Genomic DNA, 15,922 nt, shown 5'->3' with positions numbered 1-15,922 from the left:
CCTAATTGCCCTCAACGAGCGTCAACAGTTCCTGCTGCGTTTTCACGCCCATTTTGCGATAGATGCTCTTACGATGCGAGGCAACCGTATTCTTGCTGATGAAGAGTTCCTTCTCGATGTATGCGCTATTTCTTCCGCATGCAAAAAGCTCGAGTAATTCCTTCTCGCGTTTCGTGAGACCGAATCGCTCGCCGAGTTCTGCGCAGCGCGCTTCGAGGCTTTCAGTGCTCAAGCCGAACATGGTGGGGCTGAGGGAGATAAGGTCTCGTTCGGGAAAGATCCATACGTATGCGACGCTGAAAGCGAAAATAACTGTCGTGCAGATATATGCGGAGAGCTCGTTGCCGTACGACGAATATCCAAGAGGCTTAAGGGCATCGACAAGGGCGAACCCAATGAGAAAGCCAGCATATTCGGCGGTGCTCAAAAGACTCAAGGCGTTCGTGATGGAACTCTTCGTCATGAAGGAAAAGCCGAGCGCCATCATCCATAGCGTGGGCACGACGAGCGAGAAGCCAGCGTAGATGCTCATGTAGGCAAGTACCGAAGCCTGCGTCGCAAGCGAAAAGGCGCCCGCGGAGCACACGCAAAGCAGAAACGCCATGCGGTAGTACAACTCAATGCGATAGCTCTTTTGACGCTGCATGGCAAAAAGGGCAAGCCCCATAATCGCGAAAGTGAGCACGGTAAGTACCGCGAACACGACTGGGAAAAGCGAGGGCTCCAAATTATTCGTGAACATCTTGATGAAGAATGTCCAGATGAATTGGATGGTTGCCGAGAAGATGAAAACCATGATTGCCATGCGGTTCAGTATGGAGCTGTCGGTCTTGCGTGGTTCGCGAGATGCCTCGAACGCTGGGGTCTCGCCGGTGGCGGCGTGGCGAAGGAGCAATGCGACAGACGCGCTTGGGAGCGCCAAGACGAGCGCCATTCGTGCGGCAAAAGGAACAAGCATCATAATCACAAAGGGCACCCATTGCATGCACATTGCGGTCGATACCAATACGAGCGATTCTCTCAGGTCGTGCGCGACGAGCAACTTGCCCCATGCAATGGTGATTGCAACGACGCCGACGCCGATGCATACGCCGCATGCTGAGGAAGCGGCGGGTGGCACGATTTGGGCAATGTGCACCAATGCGGTTGCGACACCCGATCCAATAATCCCAAGCGCAGCGGCAGCAATGAACAGTTTCTTTTCGGCGACTTTTCTTGGGTGGTTTTTGCGCGATCTTAAGACGATGAACGCGAGGGCTGCCGTGGCCGTAATGCCATAGAAAACGGGGTCATGCACAAGTCCGCCTTCGTAGATGACCTCGTCGCGCAGAGCGCCCTCGAAACACAGCATGACGTTTACCCATGAAAGGAATGCGGCCATGCCGGCCCATGCCTGCCAGTTTTCAATTATGGCGCCGAATGGCAGGAAATCAGGATTCGGGCGAGCCCCTTCTTGTTCCATTTACATGACCTCTTGTTGTTGAAAATGCCGCATGATACGGCTCCCCTCTCAAATGCTGCCCCATTGTACCGTTTACTGCGACCGCTTGCGACGATTGCGGCATTAATTGGGATTTACGTGGCTTTTCACCTCAGAAGGGTGAGAGGTTTTTGCCTTCTTCACCTCTCTGCAGCGGAGAATTTATCGCCGAAACAGCTCATCATCGGTGGCGTCGAAAGCGATTTCGACAGCGAGAAAAAACGCATCGAGGGAATGCGTTGGGGAATGTTGGATAGGAGGATCCAATGGCAATTGATGAGAAATCCCTTGAAGATTTCGGCAAGCTGCGCGGCAAAATCGATATTTCGCGTCGTGGCTTTCTGAAGAATGCCGGCGTTGTTGTCGCGGGCGCCGCGGGCGCCGCGGCGTTGGCCGGTTGCTCTTCGCCGAAAACGGCTTCATCCGATAAATCCGAAGGCGGCTCTTCCACGAACGCGTCGTCGGGCGCGTCGGCGTATGCGGGCAACGAAGGCAAGACCATGGGCGAGGTGCTTGGCGCAGGCTGGCTCGGCGAGGAGCCCGAAATCGCCGCAAGCGACATTGCCGAGACCAAGACGTGCGATATCGTTGTGTGCGGCGCAGGCCATGCGGGCACCGCGACGGCCCGCCGCGCCGCTGAAAAAGGCGCGAATGTCATCGTCGTCGAAACGCAGACCGAGGCTGATTTCGCCGTTCTGGGCAATGACATCGGACACCTGAACTCTTCGTGGCAGACCGAGCGTCACGGAATTCCGAGCTATGACGTTGTCGACTTCATGAACGAGTACCAAATTTGTGGTGCCGGTCGTGTTGAGCCCACGCTTTTGAGCGATTTCGCGAACCGTTCGGGTGAGGCGTTCGACTGGTTCATTGATAACTTCACCGAAGAAGAAAAGGCTCAGATTGTACCTTTGAACTGGCCTGTTCCCGATGGCTATGACTACAAGAAGGGCATGTTCCACTCCTATGTGGGCACGGCGAACTTTGGTGAAGGCGTTTCGCTGAAGGATGCTCTTATTCGCAGCCAAGACATCGCTAAAGAAGCGGGCGTTGAATTCTTGTATGAAACCACGGGCGTCAAGCTTGTGCATAACGACGATAACACCGAGGTCACGGGCATTATTTGCCAGCAGGGTGACAAGTACGTCGAGATTGATGCCAAGGCTGTGGTGTTGTGCTGCGGCGATATTGGTTCCAATTCCGAAATGTACAACGCCATTTGCGCAGAAAACTACTGGCTTGGCGAATTTACCGATTGCAAGGCTATGTCGGGGCGTGACGGTTCGGGCATCGCGATGGCTATGCGCATGGGCGCCAAGGTGGAAATCGGCACGGGCGGCGATATGGGCAGCCATGCCGCGTTCCCGATGAGCCCGCTCGAGGCGTGCGAGACTATTTGGCTGAACAAATATGGCAAGCGTTTCTGCAACGAGGGCTTGGGCGGTCCGCTCATGTCCGGCTGCACTCCGGCACGCCAGCCTGGCGACATTCTGTACAGCATTTGGGATGCCGACTGGAAGCCGATGCTGCTCAACCAAATTGCAGGCCATTTGGCGCTGAAATATTGGGACGATGACACCATCAACAAGATCGATGGCTACATGCAGGCCGCTGAGCAGGCTGGCAAAGACGGCTCCGATGAATCGGGCAAGTACCTCTACTGTGCCGACACCATTGAAGAGCTGTGCGATTATATGGGCATGGAAGAAGGCGTGAAGAAGCAGGTCGTTGCCGCCGTCGCCGATTGGAATGCCGCCATCGAGGCTGGCGCCGATATGAAGTTTGGTCGCGACGTCAACACCATGTACCCCATCATCAAGGCTCCGTTCTATGGCTTTGCCGGCTCGAAGCGTGTTGGCGGCGGTTCGCTCGTGTCCACGTCTGGTCTGCTTGTTACGGGTGACCAGCAGGTGCAAGGTCAGGGCTTCGAGCCTATCAAGGGCTTGTACGCCTGTGGCAACACCGAGGGTGGCCGTTTCCCCATGGGCTATAACGGCATCATGAACGGCGTTTCCATTGGCATGTGCCTTACGCTGGGCTACACGCTGGGTGAGTTCCTTGCGACTGGCGATTTGGACGAGGCGACCACGCTTGGTTTGAACAACGCCGAGCCCAAGCAGTCTGACAAGGGCATGCCTGGCCCTCCGCCGGCGGCATAATCCGATTATTTCGAATGCGAGCAAGCCCCCTCAACCCTCCCTCCCCATTGGCTTGCATCGCAAAAAAGGGCCAAGAGCTTTTGCTCTTGGCCCTTTGTCTTGCTTGAGCGGGGTATGCGGCTCGCTTATTTGCGCCCAGGCGCGTCGCTGGCGATGCGCCCGCCATCTTCTACGCTTGCGGTACGCGTCCCGTGGCGAGCACTTCTTCCATCTGGGCCTCGTCAAGCACGGTGACGCCGAGGCTTTCGGCCTTCGTGAGCTTTGATCCGGCATTCGCTCCAGCCACCACGAAGCTCGTCTTTTTCGAAACCGAGCCCGTGACTTTGGCGCCGAGTGCTTTCAGCGCTGCGCCCGCTTCGTCGCGCGTGCGGTTTTCGAGCGTGCCGGTGAGCACGAACGTGAGTCCCTCGAGCGGTTGCGATTCTGCGAGCGATGCGTCAACACCGGTTTCCTCCGCCGCGCGCGCCGCTGCATCGCTTGCGTTGTCTTCGAGCGGGAACCCTGCCGAACGCAAACGCTCGATGACCTCGAGATTCTCGGGCACGGCCAAGAACTGCTTCACGCTTGCGGCGATTTTCGGGCCAATGCCATCGATTTCAGCGATGTCTTCTTCCTGAGCGGCTATGAGTGCGTCAATCGAGGGGAATTTCGCGGCGATAACTTCGCCGACGCTTTTGCCGACATGGCGAATGCCGAGGGCGAACAGCACGCGGCCAAGCGGCTGCTGCTTTGATTTTTCCAGCTCATCGTGAATTTTCGTCGCGGTTTTCGCGCCCACGGGAATAGGGTCGCCCGCCTCGATGCCGCGCTTGGCGTTGGCCGCCGAATAGAAGCGTCCTGTGTCGAGCGTGGCGATGTCTTCGACGCTCAGCTTGTAGAAATCGCTTACGTCGCGCACGAGCCCGGCTTCGAGCATCTTGTCGACGATTTCCTCGCCCAGACCGTCGACATCCATGCAGCCTCGGCTCACCCAATGCAGCAGACGCTCCTTGGTTTGCGCGGGGCAATCCATCGACACACAGCGATAGGCGACTTCGCCTTCGTCATTCACCACAGGGCTGCCGCACGCGGGGCAGTGCGTGGGCATATTCCACTCAACGGCGCCAGCGGGGCGTTTTTCCAGCACGGGGCCAACAACCTCGGGAATCACGTCGCCGGCTTTATGCACCACGATGGTGTCGCCCACGCGCACGTTCTTGCGGCGAATCTCGTCGATGTTATGCAGCGTGGCGCGCGCGATGGTCGAGCCGGCTACGGTAACGGGGTCGAATTCGGCGACCGGCGTGAGCACGCCAGTGCGGCCCACCTGAATGCGAATTTCGCGCAGCACGGTCTGCTTTTCTTCGGGCGGGAACTTGAACGCAATGGCCCAACGCGGTGCTCGGGCGGTAAAGCCCAGGTCAGCTTGTTGCTCGAACGCGTCGACCTTCACCACCACGCCGTCGATGTCGTAATCGAGGTCGGCGCGATGGGCGAGCGCGTTCGCGCAGAACTCGTGCACCTCGGCAGGCGAGGTGCAGCGTTTTGCGTTGGGGTTTACCGAAAAGCCCGCGTCGCGCAGCCAGTCCAAGAACTCGCGTTGCGAATGCACGTGCAAGGGGTCGGTGCTTGCGACGGCATAGAGGAACGTGGCCAAATCGCGTTTGGCGGTGACTTTCGGGTCTTTTTGGCGAAGCGAGCCTGCTGCGGCATTGCGCGGGTTCGCAAACGGTGCGCGCCCTTCCGCGTCGGCTTCCTCGTTCAGGCGCGCGAAGCTGCCCTTGGGCATATAGACCTCGCCGCGAACCTCGATGCGCGCGTTGCGATCGGCGCCCATGTGCGCGAGACCTGCTTCTGCCAGGTGCATGGGCACGTCGCGAATAGTGCGCACGTTGAGCGACACATCTTCGCCGGTTGTGCCGTCGCCGCGCGTCGCCGCGCGTACGAAGGCGCCGTTTTCATACGTGAGTGCCACGCCCAAGCCGTCGATTTTCAACTCGCAGGTGTATGCGGCCTTGCCTGTGCCTAGCGCGTCTTCAGTGCGCTGCAACCATTCATCGAGCTCGGCCAAGTCCATGGCGTCGTCCATGGAATACATGCGTGCCATGTGAGTGACGGGTGCGAACTGCTCGCCTACGTAGCCGCCCACGCGCTGCGTGTAGCTGTCGGGCGTAACCAAATCGGGGAACTTTGCCTCGATGCGCTGCAGTTCGACGAGTAGCTTGTCGAAGGCGGCGTCGGTGATTTCTGGCGCGTCGAGCGCGTAATAGCGATAGGCGTGGTAGTCGAGCAAGTGGCGAAGCTCGGCCGCGCGTGCGGCAGCCTGCGCGTGTTCGGGCGCCTTAGCGGTGGTGAAGTCCTCTTTGCTCAATAGTTCCGCTTCTTTCGCGGCTCGACCTGCGTTTTCCGTCAAAGCCGCGGCGTTTTTCGCGCGCTTCGAGTCGCCCTTGCTGAGCGCGTTCTTATTTTCGCTGGCCACTTCAGTATCGAAAAGGCTTGCCTGGTCCATGCCGTCTCCCTTGGCGTAGAATTAAACGGCTATCAGGGTACCACCAACCCCCGCGCGCTCGCCGATTTGCGCTGAAAAGCAATGAATTTCGAAGCTCGCGCGTCGGTGCGCTATACTGCTCGTATCTTTTAGTAATTATTGGGTGCGGAAAAGGGTGCCGCACGTGAGCGAGATAGGGAAGGTTTCGAGCATGCAAGACAGGCTGAGCACATACGACGAGAAGGTTCTTCGCCGGCTTATCCAGCTCGAGACCGCGCGTAGGCAGGAAGGTCGCCAGGCGCCGCTTGCATTCATCAAGCGAGACACCGAAGCGGGCGCGGCTATGCGCCGCCTCGACCAGATGGGCATGATTGGCGCCATCTACAAAGAGGGCAACCCCTATGTGGTGGAAGTGCTCGCGAAGGGCTATTCCTATGTGGGCTATATCGATTCTGAGAGAGCCGAGATTCAGCGAATCGAGCGCCATCGTCAAGAAGACCGCCGCCACGATTGGCTCGTGAGCGTGTTCACCGTGCTTGTGGCCATGGTGGGCGTGATTGCTGGGTTCCTTATTGGGCATTTCATCTAGGCGATCGGGCGTTTCATTTAGACGAATTCGCTCGGTTGCCCGCGGAGCGACGAACGGCTGAGGCGGATATTGAACCGCCTCAGCCGTTTTTTTTGATATGCGATAGTTTTCAGACCACTTCGCGTATTTTTTAAAATACCAGGTCGTAAAGCACCTTCACGAACAGGAGCGCGAGCGCGACGAGCATGATGGGGCGCACGACTTTTGCGCCGTTTTTCATGACCAATCCCGAACCCACATAGCTACCGGCAATCGCGAACAGCGAAGCAACAAGGCCCAGGCCCCACCAAACGGCGCCATTGGCGGCGAACGTCACGAGCGCGGCGACGTTTGACGCGAGGTTTGCGCACTTCACTTCGCCGTTCGCTTCGCGCACGGGCAGCTTCGCTGCCGCCGTGAATGCGAGCAGCATGAACGTGCCCGTGCCCGGTCCGTAGAAGCCGTCGTACATGCCGATGAAAAACGACGAAATGGCGATGATGGCGATCTGCTTTTTCGTGGAGATCGTGGCGTCGGCGGGTACGTCGAGCGCGCGCTTGCGCAGCACGAAAAACGCGACCACGGGCAGGGCGAACACCATAATCATCTGAATGACGCCGTCGGGTGTGTGCAACGCAACCTTCGCGCCGATGGCAGAACCTGCGAGCGCGAAAATCACGGCGGGAATTGCGAGTTTGATTTTGATGAGGCCGCTTTTTGCGAAGCGGGCCGTCGCAACGACGGTGCCAATGGCGCTCGAAACCTTGTTGGTGCCCAGCGCGACGTGCGGCGGCAGGCCGGCTACCAGGTACGCAGTGAGCGAGATGAGCCCGCCGCCTCCCGCAATGGCGTCGACGAGCATCGCCAGAAACACAAGCGGGCACACGATGAGCAGCGTTATGGGGTCCATGGATTCCTTACCGTATCTTTACTGTCGCAATAGCGTTGAAGCCTTGCGGATTATAATTCATGGCAGCAAACCGAGGAAGCTGGGCGGGCGAGCGGCGCGAAAGCGCAGCAAACCGCCAAACGGTAGGAAAAGAGGCTTCGTATGGGCAACGAGAATTACAAGAAGCTCGGAATTATTGGCGGATTGGGTCCGGCGGCAACGGCGACCCTGTTTGCGCGCGTTATCGACCTTACCGAGGCGGAAACCGATCAGGACCACCTCGATATCACCATTTTGAATCGTCCGCAAACGCCTGATCGCACGGCGTTTATTTTGGGTAAAAGCGATGAGTCGTATTTGCCGCCGTTGCACGAGGCTGCGCTTGAGTTGGAAGATTTGGGATGCGAGGTGCTCGCCACTCCGTGTGTGACCGGGCATTATCGCAGCGACGAATGGTCGGCTGGCCTGCAAACGGCGCATTTGGTGCACATGCCGCGCGAAACGGCGCGCTATTTGGCTCTTGCGGGCAAGCGCTGCGTGGGCATTATGGCGACCGACGGCACGGGGCACGCGCGTGTGTTGCAAAACGAGCTCGAGGCATATGGCCTGAAAGCGGTGCTGCCCAATGCCGAAAATCAGGCGAAGGTCATGAGCATTATTTATGACGACGTGAAGCGTGGCCGCCCCGCAAACATGCGCGCGTTCGACGAGGTGAGCGCCCATTTGCGTGAGCAAGGGTGCGACAGCGTGATTCTTGGCTGCACCGAGCTTTCCGTGATTAACGCGCCCGCGAAATCGCACGGCATGGTTGTGGTCGACGCCATGGAAGTGCTTGCAATTCGCAGTGTTCAGGAATGCGGCGCCCCTGTGAAGTGGGATCATACTGCACTCGACAACGTATACGGCGAATAACGTCGGAGCGGTTCGACAAAACCCCGCCCCGGGCCCCTTCGGGGCACAGCAACATCCTCGGGCTTCTTTGGAGGCGAGACGGGTCGGGCGGCTTTCCGAAGGCGCCTGATTGGCAATCCCTCGGGACCTGCCCGCATTGCGGGCAATGCTCCGAGCGAGTGCCGCCCTGCTTGACCGTTCTGTGGTCGTCCATTTTTTATGCTTCGAAAGGAATTCCGTGGAAACGAAAACCATATGGCTCGATGGCAAATTTGTGGCGGCTGCCGAGGCAACGTGCGCGATTTCGTGTGCTTCGCTTATGGATGGCATGGTCGTTCTTGAGGATGTCCCCTTGTTCAAAAACGAGCGCGGCGGCTTCGTGTTTCGTGTGGACGACCATGTAAAGCAGTTCGAACGTTCGGCGAAAATCGCGCAGATAGAGTTGCCGCATACATCGAGCAAGCTCGCAAAAGCCGCCCTTAAGGTCGCGAAGGCGAGCGTGGCCGACGGGTGCGACGAAGGTATTGTGCGCTTCATCGCGTATTTCGGCGGTGCGGCCTCGACCGACGGTCTGCTTCCATTGGGTGGCCAGGCGAGCGTTGCCATATTCTGTATGCCGTTTTCGGGCGAGGCTAAATCGATTTCCGCAGGAAGCGATGCGTGCTCCGGTTGCGGCGACTCGCTTCCCGGCGCCGACGGGTCGTTCCGCGATGACGAAGGCGCTCATTCGGGCGAGCGCGGTTTGTCGTGCTCCGATTCTGAAGTGGCCACCGCGGGAATCTCCTCGTGGCGTGCGATTTCGAACAACGCGTTGCCGCCGCAAGCAGAGTTTGCCGCGTCTCGTGCGAATGCGGCATTCGCCTTGCGCGAGGCGAGACAGCGCGGTTTTGATGAGCCGATTCTGCTGAACGAAGCGGGCGATGTGTGCTCTGGAGCGCGTAAAGCCGTGTTCGCCGTGCGCGACGGCGTGCTCTCCACGCCGCCCCTCGCGTGTGGTGTTCGCGAGTCAGTCGAGCGTGACACCGTGATCAACTTTGCTATGGATCTCGATGTCCCTATCGTTGAAGAACGCATGACGCGTGCCGACCTTTGCATTGCCGACGAACTGTTCTTGTGCGATGCGGTGCATGGCGTGATTCCGGTTTCTTCGATTGACGGTTGTGCGATAGGTAAGCCTGGGAAAACGGGACCAAAGCCAGGCTCCATAACGAAGGCAATCCAGGAACGCTATGCAAAGATGCTCGCGGGCAAGCTGGATGAATACGAGGCGTGGCTCGCTCAGGTTGAATAGCCCAAGGCTGAACGGTCAGGCTCAACCAGGTTAAACGGTTCGATTCAGCCAAGCTGGGCGATTCGGTCCAAGCCGCGTGGCCAGGCCGAAAGATTCGGGATGGAAGAGTCGGGCCGAGGGGCCGTGTTTGGTAGGCGATCCGAACGAGCGGGTCGGGAGAGCGGAGCGAACGGTCAGGCCGGGCGTTAGGTTGAGTAGCCTGATTCGGGGTCTTTGGCACGGGCTGGGCACTTTGCCTTGGTCTAAGTCGGGCGCCTTGATTCGGATTGGATGGTTCGAGTCGATTGGGCAAATCGATCGGCCAGAATCGAGCGGCCTTGGCCATGCGATTCCGATCGGGCGCGGGCGGTTCGGGCCGGTCGCATGACTGTGGTTTGCTCGGGGCCAAGTAGCTGCGAGCTATTCGGAGCCAAATTCTGATTTTGGTCCCGAAAAACAATTTCCTGGCACAAATTTGCGGTTGTGAACGATTTCATGAGCTCCATCGTGTTTGGGAAAATGCATAACCCCAGTTCACGGAATTCCTAAGGTACGGAAGGCTCTTCCTAAGACATCCGCCATCGTTCACAACCGCAAATTTGTGCCAGAAAAAGGGAAATCGGGACAAAACGAGAGTCCTCGCAGTGGATAGGGCTCGGAACATAGGAGGCCGCGCTGCTTGCTGTGCTTTCGAGCGAGGCGAACGTGCTGAAAGGTTCCGTGGACAAACGGTGCACCAGTTGCGCCGAGGGTCGCAGTTTGCATCGAGCGGCATATCGTTTTGCTGTGGGAGTTGCGCCTGTGAACTATTCTCATGAGCCGCGTGGCGCCCGCCGCTCCAGAAAAAAGCTCGCCGTGTTGAAAACGGGGCTATCATGTCCGATGATTGAACGAACGCACCAATGCGGGGTGCCGGCGCCGAGTGGTGCACCGAGCAGCATCCTGCCCGTCCGGCCGCATCGAGCAAAGGAAAGCAACTATGCCATTTGAAACCGCACCGACTTATATTTTCGACCTGCATTGCGACACGCTCGATAGGCTCGCCCTGCATAAGTCGTTTCCCGACGCTGGTTTCATGGAGCAAGACGCTGCGATTCCTGATGCGCGCATGTCTTCGCTCGCGAGCAACGATTGCCATATCGCGCTCGACCGCATGGCGAAAGCCCAGTATGCCTGGTGCCAGTGCTTCGCGGCGTTCATTCCCGACCATATGTCGGCCGATTGGGGCTGGCAGGTTTTCTGCGCCGTGCGCGATTTCTTCCAGTCCCAGCTCGCTGAGCATGCCGCGCTCATTGAACAGGTGCACGACGCTCGCGATATTCGCGGCATTGTCGATAATGGGAAATGCGCTGGCATGTTCACGGTCGAAGGCGGCTCATTCATCGAGGGCTCGCTCGATCGCCTGCACGCGGCTGCCGACGCGGATGTGAAAATGCTCACGCTCACGTGGAACGGCAAAAACGCCATCGCGTCGGGCAATGTTACGACCGATGGGCTTTCGACGTTCGGCGCCCAGGTGGTGCGCGCTATGGAGCAGCGCCGCATGGTGGTCGATGTGTCGCATTTGAACGACACGAGCTTCTGGGACGTGGTGAAGGCGAGCTCACGCCCGTTCGCGGCGTCGCATTCGAACTCGCGCGCCGTGTGCGGCCACCCGCGCAATCTCACCGACGATATGTTCCGCGCGCTCGTTGACCGTGGCGGCATTGTGGGCTTCAATTTCTGCCGAGATTTCGTGCGCGGAGACGGCGCCGATCCCACGCGCGACGACGTGCTGTTCCACATCGACCATTTCCTGAAACTCGGCGGCGAGCACGCTATCGCTCTTGGCAGCGATTACGACGGCTGCGATGTGCCGAGTTGGCTCGAGCCTGCGCAGCGCGTAGGCGAGTTGCATACGCTGTTCGCGCATGAATTCGGCGCCGAAATCGCCAATGCCATTTGCTTCGAAAATGCAGCGGCGTTCTTTGAGCGCAATGAGGTGCTGTAGCGCCCCAACGCCCGTTCTTCCATTTGGCCAAATTCGTCCAACGATGTCGCGGAAAATAGTTCACTGATGTAGCATTATGCCGTTACCGTCGCTAGGAGGGCTCCATGCGCGAAGTGGATGTCGCCATTGTGGGAGCGGGCGTTGCGGGCTGTTGCGTGGCTCGCGAATGCGCCCGTTTCGCATTGAAAGTTGCAGTGTTCGAGGCCGGACTCGATGTGGCCGATGGTGCCACGCGCGCAAACAGCGGAATCGTGCATGCGGGTTACGATCCGAAGCCCGGCACCCGCAAGGCGCGCTATAACGTAGAAGGCGCGAAGTTGTATCCGCAATGGGCGAGCGAACTGGGATTTCCCTATATCAACAACGGATCGATGGTACTCGCTTATACGGAAGACGAGCTCGAGGCGATTCGCGGGTTGCGCGAGCGGGGCGAGCATAATGGCGTCGAGGGCCTGCGCGTAATCGATGCACGAGAACTTCGCGAGCTTGAACCGAACGTGTCGCCCGAGGCACTTGGCGCGTTGCTTGTTCCCACGGGCGCGATTTGCGATCCGTATCAAGTGGCGTTCCGCGCTGGCGAAAACGCGGTCCGCAATGGCGTCGAATTTAATTTCTCAAGCAAAGTTGTGGGCATCGAGCCTGCGCAGACTCCGACCGCCGATTCCGTCCAAGCCGTCGCCGCCGGCTCCGTCCAGTCCGTTGCTGTCGACCCCGCCCGGGGCGCGGGCTACATTCTTCACATCGAGGGCGCCCAGGGCGACGTTGCCGAAGCGGTGCGCGCCCGCGTCGTGGTGAATGCTGCCGGCGTGCATGCTGACGAAATCCACGACATGGTCGCGCCGCACGCGTTTTCGATAACCCCCCGTCGCGGCGAATACAACCTCATGGATACCGATATGGGCGGCTTGTTCGCGCATACGATGTTTCAGGCCCCCACGAAAGCGGGCAAGGGCGTGCTTGTCTCGCCTACGGTGCATGGCAACATGCTCGTTGGTCCGAATGCCGTTCCCCAAGGTGACAAAGACGCCACGTCAACCACCGCCGAGGGCTTGGCCGCAATCACGGCCGCTGCGAAAAAGACGTACCCCGCGCTTAATATGCGAGCCCGCATTACCACGTTCGCCGGCGTGCGCGCCACGGGCGATACGGGCGATTTCGAAATTGGCGAGGTGCCGAGTGCGCCAGGCTTTTTCGACATCGCGTGCTTTGAATCGCCGGGCTTGACTTCCTCTCCCGCTGTTGCCGTTGATATGGCTGCGTGCATTGCCGAAAAGCTCAATGCTGCGGAAAACCACCAGTTCAATCCCGTATTGTCGCTGCCTGCGCTGTTCAAGAACATGAATGAAGAAGAGCGTCGCGCAGCCATCTCTGCCAATCCCGACGCAGGCCATATGCTCTGCCGCTGCAACGAGGTGACCGAAGCTGATGTCGCTTCCGCGCTGCACACGAAGCTGCCCGTGCTGTGTCTCGACGCGTTGAAGTGGCGCACGGGCGCGACCATGGGTCGCTGCCACGGCGGCTTCTGCATGCCCGAGCTCGCAAAGGTCGTGGCGCGCGAGGCCGGCATCGCTCCGAGCGAGCTGCCGAAGCGCTTCGCTGGTTCGCGCATCGTTGCCGAAGCGCCCGAAAACTACGTTGAGCTTGTGCGGAACGAATCGAACCGCGCCGTTGGCGGCGTTGCCGATGCGGCGGCGAAGCACGGGGGCGAAAGCGAATCTTCGGAAGAGGGCTTATCCTCGAATGTCCAAGCCAATCAAGGGAAGGCCGGCGGTTTCAAGGTTGAGGAGCCCGCGCCTGCCGTTCCTGACGCCGACGGCTTCAAAGCCGGGGCCCTTTCGGCCAGCTTTGAAGCTGGCGTCGAAACCGGTGCCCTCCAAACTCTCGAAGCTTCAATCGCCGCGTGCTCCTCGCTCGAATACGACGTTGCTGTTATCGGTGGCGGCGCGGCGGGTATCGCCGCGGCTGCTTCGGCTGCGCGAAAAGGCGCGAGTGTGGTGCTCGTCGATCGCGAAAGCCACCAGGGCGGCATTTTGAAGCAGTGCATCCACAATGGCTTCGGCTTGCACCGTTTTGGCGAGGAACTCACCGGTCCCGAATACGCTTCGCGCGAGCTCGCGACGCTCGAAGGCCTCAATGTGCACGTCGTTCGCGATGCGAGCGTGCTGCGCGTGAAAAACGGCGGCGAAGGCGCGCGCGACATTTCGGTGGAAATCGTGTCGCCGCAAGGCGAGCAAACCATTTCGGCGGGCGCGGTGGTGCTTGCGACGGGCTCGCGCGAACGCGGCGCTGGCGCGCTCGGAACGCCGGGCACGCGCCCCGCGGGCGTGTTCTCGGCCGGGTCGGCGCAGAACTTCATGAACTTGCAGGGCTGTGCTCCCGGCAGCAACGTGGTGATTCTTGGTTCGGGCGACATCGGCCTCATCATGGCGCGCCGCCTCACGTTCGCGGGCGCGCGCGTGGCCGGCGTGTTCGAAATCAACCCCACGCCAAGCGGCCTGCGACGCAATATCGTGCAGTGCCTCGACGACTTCGGCATTCCGCTGCATACGTCTACGACGGTCGTGGGCATTGAAGGCACCTCGAAGCTTGAAGCTGTCATCGTGAGCAAAGTTGATGGCCATTACGCACCTATTCCGGGTACCGAGCGTCGCATTCCGTGCGACACGCTGCTGCTTTCCGTGGGCCTTATTCCCGAAAATGCGCTTGCGACCGATGCGGGTGTGGCGCTCGACCCCATGACGGGTGGCGCCATCGTCGACGACAATTTTGAGACAAGCGCGGCGGGCCTGTTCGCCTGCGGAAACGCGCTTCATATTCACGACCTGGTCGATTTCGTGTCCGATGAAGGCGACCATGCAGGAGCATCGGCCGCGCGGCGCGCGCTTCGCCGTTCCGTAACGCCTCACGCTACGCCGCCGGCGGCTACATCGCGCGAAGGATCCGCCCCCACGCGTGCAGGCATAGGCGTGCGCTATATCGTTCCGCAATACGTGCATCCGCAAACGAGCCGTGTCACGCTGCGCTTCCGTACATCGGCGTCGTTCGAAAACGCGTCGATCGTCATTGAAAAACGCCTGGCGAATGGTGAGATTGAGCTCGTGAAGCGTCGTCGTGTGCTCGTGGCGGTTCCTGCTGAGATGCAAAGCGTCGCGCTTGCGGGCGACGCGTTTGCCGGCGCGAAGGAAATCATGGTCCGCATTGAGCCGAAGGAAGCAGAAGAAGCGAACGGCGAAGCGAAATCCGGCGGATTCGATGGTGCAGAAAATGCGCCAGAAGTTAGCGGTGCGGCGAAGGTAAACGGCGCAGCCGAATCTGACGGTGCGACAAAAAACGCGCCCGTAAGTGCGCAAGGGGAGGAGGCGAGTCATGAATAGCAGGGCCAATGGCGGAATTTCCGCAGGTGATGGCAAGAACGTTCAGAACAATCCGCCTCGCTGGCAGGGCGTGCAAAGCAGCCATGCGGGCGTTTCTGTGCAAACGGGCCTGCCTTCCCGATCCTATGAGGAAACGTACACGTGCATCTGCTGTCCTTTGGGGTGTCAGCTTACGGTTATGTTGCAGCAGGGCCCTGCGGGTTTGGACGTGACGGGCGTCGTCGGCTATACCTGCCGCCGTGGCAAAGACTACGCGCGCCAAGAAGCCACGCATCCCGTGCGCATGGTCACGGCGGCGGTGCCTGTCGATGGCCGTTTATGCCCAGTAAGCGCGAAAACGGCCCAGCCCATCGCGAAAAATCGCATGCTCGCGGCGCTCGAGGAAATCCGAGCGCTGCGCGTGCAGCCGCCGGTGCGCGAAGGCGACACCTTGCTCGAAAATGTTGCCGGCACGGGTGTTGCCTTGGTGGCTACCAAGACCGTACAATAAGGAGCGAAATCGAAATCATCGGGCGGCAAAACGTCCTCTCTTATGGCGCATCGGCTTTCTTCGGGCCGGTGCGCCAGCTTTTTTATGCGTGCGAGAACGCGGGCGCTTCATGCATGTTTTTGCATGTTTCAACCGAGTACGTGCCCATCATTTTGCATTAAGCCTCCCGATCCATAAGCGGTGCTCCCTCGTTTTTGGCAGATTTATGCATAAAACTAAAAAATTCGACTATTTTGTGAATTGGGGTTGCAATTAACGCAAGCCTCGAATATTCTCACTGTCACACTCCAACGTACTGGAGTGGCGGGGAAGCCCGCAATCATCGCCTGTAAGGAACTGACCAA

General features: G+C 59.3%; 10 protein-coding genes. 7 read left to right on the top strand and 3 right to left on the bottom strand.

Going from position 1 to position 15,922, the window contains the following annotated elements; all coding sequences use genetic code 11:
• Position 1: 1 nt before the first annotated feature.
• Entirely contained in the window at positions 2-1,462 is a 1,461-nt protein-coding gene (locus DMP05_RS01220; RefSeq protein WP_123218808.1) for a helix-turn-helix domain-containing protein, read from the bottom strand.
• A 284-nt stretch (positions 1,463-1,746) separates the two neighbouring features.
• Here DMP05_RS01220 and DMP05_RS01215 point away from each other — a divergent pair, with 284 nt between their 5' ends.
• Positions 1,747-3,639 carry an FAD-dependent oxidoreductase gene (locus DMP05_RS01215; RefSeq protein ID WP_123218807.1) on the top strand — a complete coding sequence of 631 codons (1,893 nt, stop codon included), beginning with the start codon at positions 1,747-1,749 and terminating at the stop codon, positions 3,637-3,639.
• A 169-nt stretch (positions 3,640-3,808) separates the two neighbouring features.
• On the opposite strand, the gene ligA is transcribed toward DMP05_RS01215, so the two are convergent.
• The gene (gene ligA, locus DMP05_RS01210) at positions 3,809-6,127 is read right to left on the bottom strand and encodes an NAD-dependent DNA ligase LigA (protein ID WP_123218806.1); all 2,319 of its coding nucleotides are present in this window, start codon (positions 6,125-6,127) and stop codon (positions 3,809-3,811) included.
• 163 nt (positions 6,128-6,290) lie between these two features.
• Between ligA and DMP05_RS01205 the strand changes: the two genes are divergently transcribed.
• A complete protein-coding gene (locus tag DMP05_RS01205) occupies positions 6,291-6,695 on the top strand; it encodes a histidine kinase (RefSeq protein WP_244594989.1) in 405 nt (134 codons plus the stop codon).
• 130 nt (positions 6,696-6,825) lie between these two features.
• Here the strand turns inward: DMP05_RS01205 and DMP05_RS01200 are convergent, their stop codons facing one another.
• Positions 6,826-7,584, bottom strand: coding sequence for a sulfite exporter TauE/SafE family protein (locus DMP05_RS01200; protein WP_123218805.1), 759 nt, complete (start codon positions 7,582-7,584; stop codon positions 6,826-6,828).
• Positions 7,585-7,725: 141 nt separating this feature from the next.
• On the opposite strand from DMP05_RS01200, the gene DMP05_RS01195 reads away from it, so the two are divergent.
• From DMP05_RS01195 to DMP05_RS01175, 5 genes are all read left to right on the top strand, one after another.
• Positions 7,726-8,475: an aspartate/glutamate racemase family protein gene (locus DMP05_RS01195; protein ID WP_123218804.1), complete on the top strand. Its 750-nt coding sequence runs from the start codon at positions 7,726-7,728 to the stop codon at positions 8,473-8,475.
• Between the two features lie 217 nt (positions 8,476-8,692).
• Positions 8,693-9,745 carry an aminotransferase class IV gene (locus tag DMP05_RS01190; protein ID WP_161957434.1) on the top strand — a complete coding sequence of 351 codons (1,053 nt, stop codon included), beginning with the start codon at positions 8,693-8,695 and terminating at the stop codon, positions 9,743-9,745.
• Positions 9,746-10,703: 958 nt separating this feature from the next.
• The gene (locus DMP05_RS01185; RefSeq protein WP_123218802.1) at positions 10,704-11,714 is read left to right on the top strand and encodes a dipeptidase; all 1,011 of its coding nucleotides are present in this window, start codon (positions 10,704-10,706) and stop codon (positions 11,712-11,714) included.
• 104 nt (positions 11,715-11,818) lie between these two features.
• On the top strand, positions 11,819-15,088 hold the full coding sequence (locus DMP05_RS01180) for an FAD-dependent oxidoreductase (protein WP_123218801.1): 3,270 nt from the start codon (positions 11,819-11,821) through the stop codon (positions 15,086-15,088).
• Positions 15,081-15,578: a DUF1667 domain-containing protein gene (locus tag DMP05_RS01175; RefSeq protein WP_123218800.1), complete on the top strand. Its 498-nt coding sequence runs from the start codon at positions 15,081-15,083 to the stop codon at positions 15,576-15,578. The genes DMP05_RS01180 and DMP05_RS01175 overlap by 8 nt, the downstream gene beginning before the upstream one ends.
• The last annotated feature ends 344 nt before the right edge of the window (positions 15,579-15,922 follow it).

Origin of the sequence: Slackia isoflavoniconvertens (assembly GCF_003725955.1) — a bacterium.
GTDB classification, from domain to species: domain Bacteria; phylum Actinomycetota; class Coriobacteriia; order Coriobacteriales; family Eggerthellaceae; genus Slackia; species Slackia isoflavoniconvertens.
Note: the sequence above shows the minus strand (reverse complement) of the source record. Positions and strands in the feature narration are given on the sequence as shown.